This is a genomic window from Paracoccus sp. MC1854 (assembly GCF_014164635.1).
GTDB lineage: Bacteria > Pseudomonadota > Alphaproteobacteria > Rhodobacterales > Rhodobacteraceae > Paracoccus.
This window is the reverse complement of record NZ_JACJFU010000073.1, coordinates 1-5,415: the sequence shown is the minus strand read 5'-3', so window position 1 is coordinate 5,415 and position 5,415 is coordinate 1. Positions and strand designations below refer to the sequence as shown.

The following is a 5,415-nucleotide window of genomic DNA, read 5'->3' as shown; positions in this document are numbered from 1 at the left end:
GCCGGCCTGTGCGGCCACGATCCACAAGGCGCAGGGGTCGGAATATCCGGCGGTGGTGATCCCGGTGATGACCCAGCACTACGCCATGCTGCAGCGCAACCTGCTTTATACCGGCGTCACCCGCGGCCGGAAGCTGGTGGTGCTGGTCGGCCAGAGGAAGGCCGTGGCCATTGCCGTGGGGAGTGTCGCGGGACGGCGGCGCTGGACGAAGCTCGCGGAGTGGCTTGCTGCGACGTAGGGCGCAGGTCCCTCTCGATACACCATGCGATCCGCGGGCGACAAAATCTAGCGCCAGCGTGCAGGGCGCCAGCCTGCCTCTGCAGCCTCGGCCTCATCACAGAACCAGCGTTCACCCTTGGCTTCGTCAATCTGGGTCCTCTCGTAGACCGGCGACCACGGTGTGTGATAGATACGCTCGCCCTTGCCTGAGATATTCCCCTTGATGGGACATCCGCTCGGCGCCGCGGCGACGGCGCGCTCCCAGCGGTTCGCACGGTATTCCCAGGCCGGCTGAGCCGCGCCCTGCCAGATGCCAAGCTTCCGAGTGCGGGCGGCAGTCTCGACGTCGCTGTAGGCTTTTGAATATTCGCTGTAGGCCCAAGCCAGGCCTCGTGCCACCATCTCGCGTCCCAGATCACCATCCGCAGCTTCGCACCGGGCTATGATCCGACCGTAGACATCCATGTCGAGCGGCACGCATCTCAGAACCTGATGTTCGACCATCTCTGCCATGGCGGCGGTTGCGGCACTTCCGCAATCCCAGGCACGTCCGTTGCGCTGTTGACAGGTCTGACCCTGTTCGGGCGCATCGATGCCATGAATGCGGATAAAGAGCGGCCCTAGTCTGAGCGTGTCACCATCCACCACGGTGGCGATTCCCGATACCAACGGGGCGTTGCTGGTCGCACTGGAAGTAGCCGGGGTTCCTGACATGAAACCGGCCAGCAGGCGGGCCAGGAGCTTTGTTGTCCTTCCCACCTTCTTCTCCATTGGCGTGCGTCTCTCGCCGAGCTTAGTAGCACTTATCTTGATTCAGTCTTCCCACGATCTAGGGTTGAGTCGACTGATCGTTATCGCAGGCAGTGCCGGACTGAGCCGACGCTCCACAGTAAACGCCCTGTGAAGCCTGCCTACTGCGTCCGCGGTTTCCAGCGCTTGGCGAGCTTGAGGATCTCCAGCTGATGGAGATCTATATCGGGCACCAAAGGGTCGAACGGTCCATTATGCCATTCGGTGAACTCCTGGTGGTTCGGGTGCCTGTGATCTGCGAGGGCTTCCAGGAAGTGGGCGTAACCGGAGGGTCCACCCACACCCTCGGATGGGCAACGCCCCGCGGCTTCGATGAGCCGCGGATAGAGCAGTCCTAGCAGGGGGCCGTTAGTCAGATCGGCACTTAACCGGTGGCGCCAGTCGCCGCCAAAATCGTAAGTGTAGACGAGCGATCTGTTACTTGTTGTTGCAAGTGCCTCCTGCAAGAGGTCCTGTCCGGCTTGGCAAAGCAACCTGCGCCCGTTAACAGGCGGGCATATCCGCTTGGACCCGGTGCAATTCCGGGTGGCTCTTCCGGCCGCCGATCCGCCGGACAACCTGTTCTCGCAAGATGCATGAGACGACATCGGACGGTGTCGCCACAGGATAATTCATGACGCTGTTTCCCAACTATCGCGACCAATGGCTCGGCAATGTCCGGGCCGATCTGCTGTCCGGTCTCGTGGTCGCGCTGGCCCTGATCCCCGAGGCGATTGCCTTCTCCATCATCGCCGGGGTGGACCCGAAGGTCGGTCTTTACGCCAGCTTTTCCATCGCCGTGATCACCGCCATCGTGGGCGGCCGACCGGGGATGATCTCGGCTGCGACCGCCGCCACGGCGGTGCTGATGGTGACGCTCGTGCGCGACCACGGGCTGCAATACCTGCTGGCCGCGACCGTTCTGGCGGGCCTCCTCCAAATCGGCGCCGGGCTGCTGAAGCTCGGCCGCTTCATGCGCTTCGTATCGAAGTCGGTGATGACCGGCTTCGTCAATGCGCTGGCGATCCTGATCTTCATGGCGCAGCTGCCCGAACTTGATCCCGCCCGCGTGGGCCTGCTGACCTATGCGCTGGTCGTCGCCGGGCTGGCGATCATCTACCTGCTCCCCAGGATCACCCGTGCCGTTCCCTCGCCTCTGGTCACGATCCTCATCCTGACCGGGCTCGTCTGGGCCACCGGCTGGGACGTGCGCACTGTCGGCGACATGGGCGCGTTGCCCGACACGCTGCCGGTGTTCCTGATCCCCGACGTGCCGCTGAGTTTCGAGACGCTGGCGATCATCTTCCCCTATTCGCTCGCCGTGGCCATTGTCGGGCTGCTGGAAAGCCTGATGACCCAGAACCTCGTGGACGAGCTGACCGACACCCCCTCGGACCGGAACCAGGAATGCATCGGTCAGGGCCTGGCCAACACGGCCACCGGCTTCATCGGCGGGATGGCGGGCTGCGCGATGATCGGGCAGTCGATGATCAACGTGAAGTCGGGCGGCCGCGGGCGGCTCTCGACCTTCGTGGCCGGCACGGTGCTGCTGATCCTTGTGGTGTTCCTGTCCGATTTCGTGCGTATCATCCCCATGCCGGCGCTGGTCGCGATCATGATCATGGTATCGGTCGGCACCTTCTCCTGGTCCTCGATCGGCCACCTGAGGACGCATCCGCGGTCGTCCTCGGTTGTGATGTTTGCCACGGTGGTGACGGTGGTCTGGACGCACAACCTCGCCATCGGGGTGCTGGTCGGCGTGCTGCTGTCGGGGATCTTCTTTTCCGCCAAGATCGCGCAGCTGTTCCGCGTCACCTCGACGCTGAGCGCGGACGGGCGCCACCGCACCTACCACGTCGAAGGCCAGCTCTTCTACGCCTCGGTCGAGGGTTTCATGGCCGCCTTCGACTTCCGCGAGGTCGTCGAGCGGGTCACCATCGACGTCAGCCGTGCCCATATCTGGGACATCTCGTCGGTCCAGGCGTTGGACATGGCGGTGCTGAAGTTCCGCCGCGACGGGGCCGAGGTGGATGTCACGGGCATGAACGAGGCGTCCGAGACCATCGTCGATCGGCTGGCCGTGCATGACAAGCCGGGCGCCCTCGACAAGCTTGTGGCGCATTGAGGAGGACGACATGACCAACACCATCCTTGCGCTGATCGATGGCTCTGCTTTCTCGCGTCCGGTCCTCGACCTTGCCACCTGGGCTGCGACGCGCAACCACGCGCCCGTGCATCTGCTGCATGTGCTGCCCCCGAAATCGCTGCCGAGAGTGGACCTGTCCGGCGAGATCGGGCTCGGGGCGCGCTCGACCCTGCTGAGCCAGCTGTCGGCGTTGGACGAACAGCGCGCCAGCCTGGCGATGCTGCACGGCCGCGCCCTTCTGGACGACGCGGCCGCATTTCTGAAGGCCGCCGGGATATCTCGTGTCACGTCGCAATTGCGCCAGGGCGACTTGCTGGAAAGCGTCGCCGGGCAAGAAGCACAGGCAGGCCTGATCGTCATCGGCAAGCGGGGGCAGAGCGCGGATCAGGCTCGCGGGCACCTCGGCTCGAACTTCGACCGCATCGTCCGGGCCGCGAAGCTGCCGGTGCTGATGGCCCCGCGTCAGATGCGGGAGATCAGACGCGCCACCATTGCCTATGATGGCAGCCCGTCGGCGCGGCGGGCGTTGGAGCGCATGATCCGCCTGCCCGCTTACCGGGGTCTCGAGATCGAGATCGTCCGCGCTGGCCATGGTGAGGATGGCGAGGCCCCGCTGGCAGAGGCGCAAGCCATGCTGGCGCAGGCCGGCATCACTGCCACGACGCGGCTTCTGCCCGGCACGCCTGAGGAGGCGATCCTGGCCCATCTGCAGGACAGCGGCTCCGACTTTCTGATCATGGGAGCCTATGGCCATTCCCGCATCCGCAGTCTGGTGGTCGGCTCGACCACCACGGCAATGCTGCAAAAGGCGCAGGTGCCGGTTCTGCTGGTGCGGTGATTGGCGGAAGCGGCGCTACCTACGTTTTTTGGATGTCGCCCGTATCGCCCGTGGCGACGTTCGCAAGATCGTGTGGGTGATAAGGTAGGTCAATGCTATCCAACGCCGAATAGTTCGCTTAAAATGCAGACCGTATGCTATCCAACACCCCTCTCGATCTGCTACTATGGTCTTCATATGCACCCAGAGAAGCAAGACAGTCCATGAGACAGAAGAAGGACCCCAACAAGATCGAGGAAGCGATCGGCTACCTTCGGGTGTCAACCGAGGGACAGGCCAACAACGGGCGCGGTCTGGAGAAGCAGCTTCAGCTTGTCCGCCAGTGGGCCCAGGAGAACGGCTGGCGGGTCCCGATCATCTACGAGGACGTAGCCAGCGCCGCGCATCCCCAGAACCTGGAGAGCCGGCCGGAGTTCCAGCAGGCGGTTAACGAGGCGCTGAGGGCAGGGGTGCCGCTCATCGTCGCTGATGCCACCCGGCTGTCGCGAGATCTCGAGATCTTGGATCGTGTGGTTATCAAGCCAGGGTTGACAGTCATCTCCGTGGAGGATGACGGCGAGATTCCGGTCGGGATCCTTCGGCAGCGTGTTGCATCGGGTGCGGAGCATGCGAAGCGGATCTCCCAAGGCACCAAGGCTGCCCTTCGCGAGGTGAGCAGGACCAGGAAGCTGGGTTCGAGGAGTGACCTCCGGAAGGCTGCCCAGGCGTCCGCACGCGTCCGAATAGGCAAGAAGAACCTGGTCCTTGATCAGGTGGTCGACCTCTTGGTGGCGCACCCTGACCTTCGCGCCGCCACCTCGCAGGAGATTGCCGACCGCCTGAACGAGGCAGGCATCCTCACCAGCCGGTCGGTTCCATGGACGGCGAGTGCCGTGCGCGGGAAGTGGAAGGAGATCAGACCCCAACTTGAGCTCCGCGACGAGATGGCTGCGGAAGACGCAGTTGCCGACACCTCGCGCTCGGCCAGCGGCGTGCCAGAAGAAGAGCGTGGCGGATCCCCGCCTGCCACGCGAGCGCCAGTTCTTGCGTCCGGTCCACATGAAGCCGGCAATGAGGCGGCCGCTGCCTCGCAGGGCCACAGCGAGAACGAGAGCGATGACGACGAGGAGATGCGGAAGCATCCGCTCTTCGCAAGGTTCTAGCTACGGTCAGGACCTATAAAACAGCCTGGCTCGGCGGCCTTGGTGTTTCACGTGTATTGCGCGACAATCTTGATGAGACGCGCGCGTCAATCTGGATGAGCTTCTACGTCGCGGCGTCTGGCAGGGTATCAGCGTGATTGTCGCTGGCAAGGCTCTGCGGGCCGGGTGATTGACGCTCCGCGACAGACTGGGGCGTATTGTTGATTGTCGCGAATGCGGCCGGTCGTCCCCGTGTCCGCTTTGCCTCCATGGCGCTGCGCCGGCGATAGCTTTCGACATTC

Annotated in this window: 6 protein-coding genes and 1 other annotated feature; of the genes, 4 read left to right on the top strand and 2 right to left on the bottom strand. The window is 63.9% G+C overall.

The annotated features are described in order from the left end of the window. Positions 1 to 238 (top strand): ATP-binding domain-containing protein (locus tag H5395_RS17620; protein ID WP_182793822.1); only part of this gene is annotated, 238 nt, incomplete at its 5' end. 47 nt (positions 239 to 285) lie between these two features. On the opposite strand, the gene H5395_RS17615 is transcribed toward H5395_RS17620, so the two are convergent. Then, positions 286 to 990, bottom strand: a complete 705-nt coding sequence (locus H5395_RS17615; RefSeq protein WP_255440800.1) for a thermonuclease family protein — start codon at positions 988 to 990, stop codon at positions 286 to 288. Between the two features lie 140 nt (positions 991 to 1,130). Next, entirely contained in the window at positions 1,131 to 1,475 is a 345-nt protein-coding gene (locus H5395_RS17610) for a plasmid pRiA4b ORF-3 family protein (RefSeq protein WP_220495115.1), read from the bottom strand. Between the two features lie 57 nt (positions 1,476 to 1,532). Further along, positions 1,533 to 1,588 (top strand) — a sequence feature (sul1 is cis-regulatory element that is thought to sense ions involved in sulfur or methionine metabolism; They are found in Alphaproteobacteria). A gap of 54 nt (positions 1,589 to 1,642) precedes the next feature. On the opposite strand from H5395_RS17610, the gene H5395_RS17605 reads away from it, so the two are divergent. The 3 genes from H5395_RS17605 to H5395_RS17595 all read left to right on the top strand — a co-directional run bounded on the left by H5395_RS17605 (position 1,643) and on the right by H5395_RS17595 (position 5,134). Continuing rightward, a complete protein-coding gene (locus H5395_RS17605; RefSeq protein WP_182793820.1) occupies positions 1,643 to 3,133 on the top strand; it encodes a SulP family inorganic anion transporter in 1,491 nt (496 codons plus the stop codon). 10 nt (positions 3,134 to 3,143) lie between these two features. Continuing rightward, positions 3,144 to 3,992 (top strand): universal stress protein, encoded by an 849-nt coding sequence (locus tag H5395_RS17600; protein ID WP_182793819.1) that lies wholly within the window; start codon positions 3,144 to 3,146, stop codon positions 3,990 to 3,992. Between the two features lie 203 nt (positions 3,993 to 4,195). After that, entirely contained in the window at positions 4,196 to 5,134 is a 939-nt protein-coding gene (locus H5395_RS17595; protein WP_182793818.1) for a recombinase family protein, read from the top strand. The last annotated feature ends 281 nt before the right edge of the window (positions 5,135 to 5,415 follow it).

What these genes read in the sequence shown, in the direction of transcription:
- H5395_RS17600 (WP_182793819.1), top strand. Translation starts at nt 3,144, where the DNA reads ATGACCAACACCATCCTTGCGCTGATCGATGGCTCTGCTTTCTCGCGT.
- H5395_RS17605 (WP_182793820.1), top strand. Translation starts at nt 1,643, where the DNA reads ATGACGCTGTTTCCCAACTATCGCGACCAATGGCTCGGCAATGTCCGG.
- H5395_RS17595 (WP_182793818.1), top strand. Translation starts at nt 4,196, where the DNA reads ATGAGACAGAAGAAGGACCCCAACAAGATCGAGGAAGCGATCGGCTAC.
- H5395_RS17615 (WP_255440800.1), bottom strand. Translation starts at nt 990, where the DNA reads ATGGAGAAGAAGGTGGGAAGGACAACAAAGCTCCTGGCCCGCCTGCTG.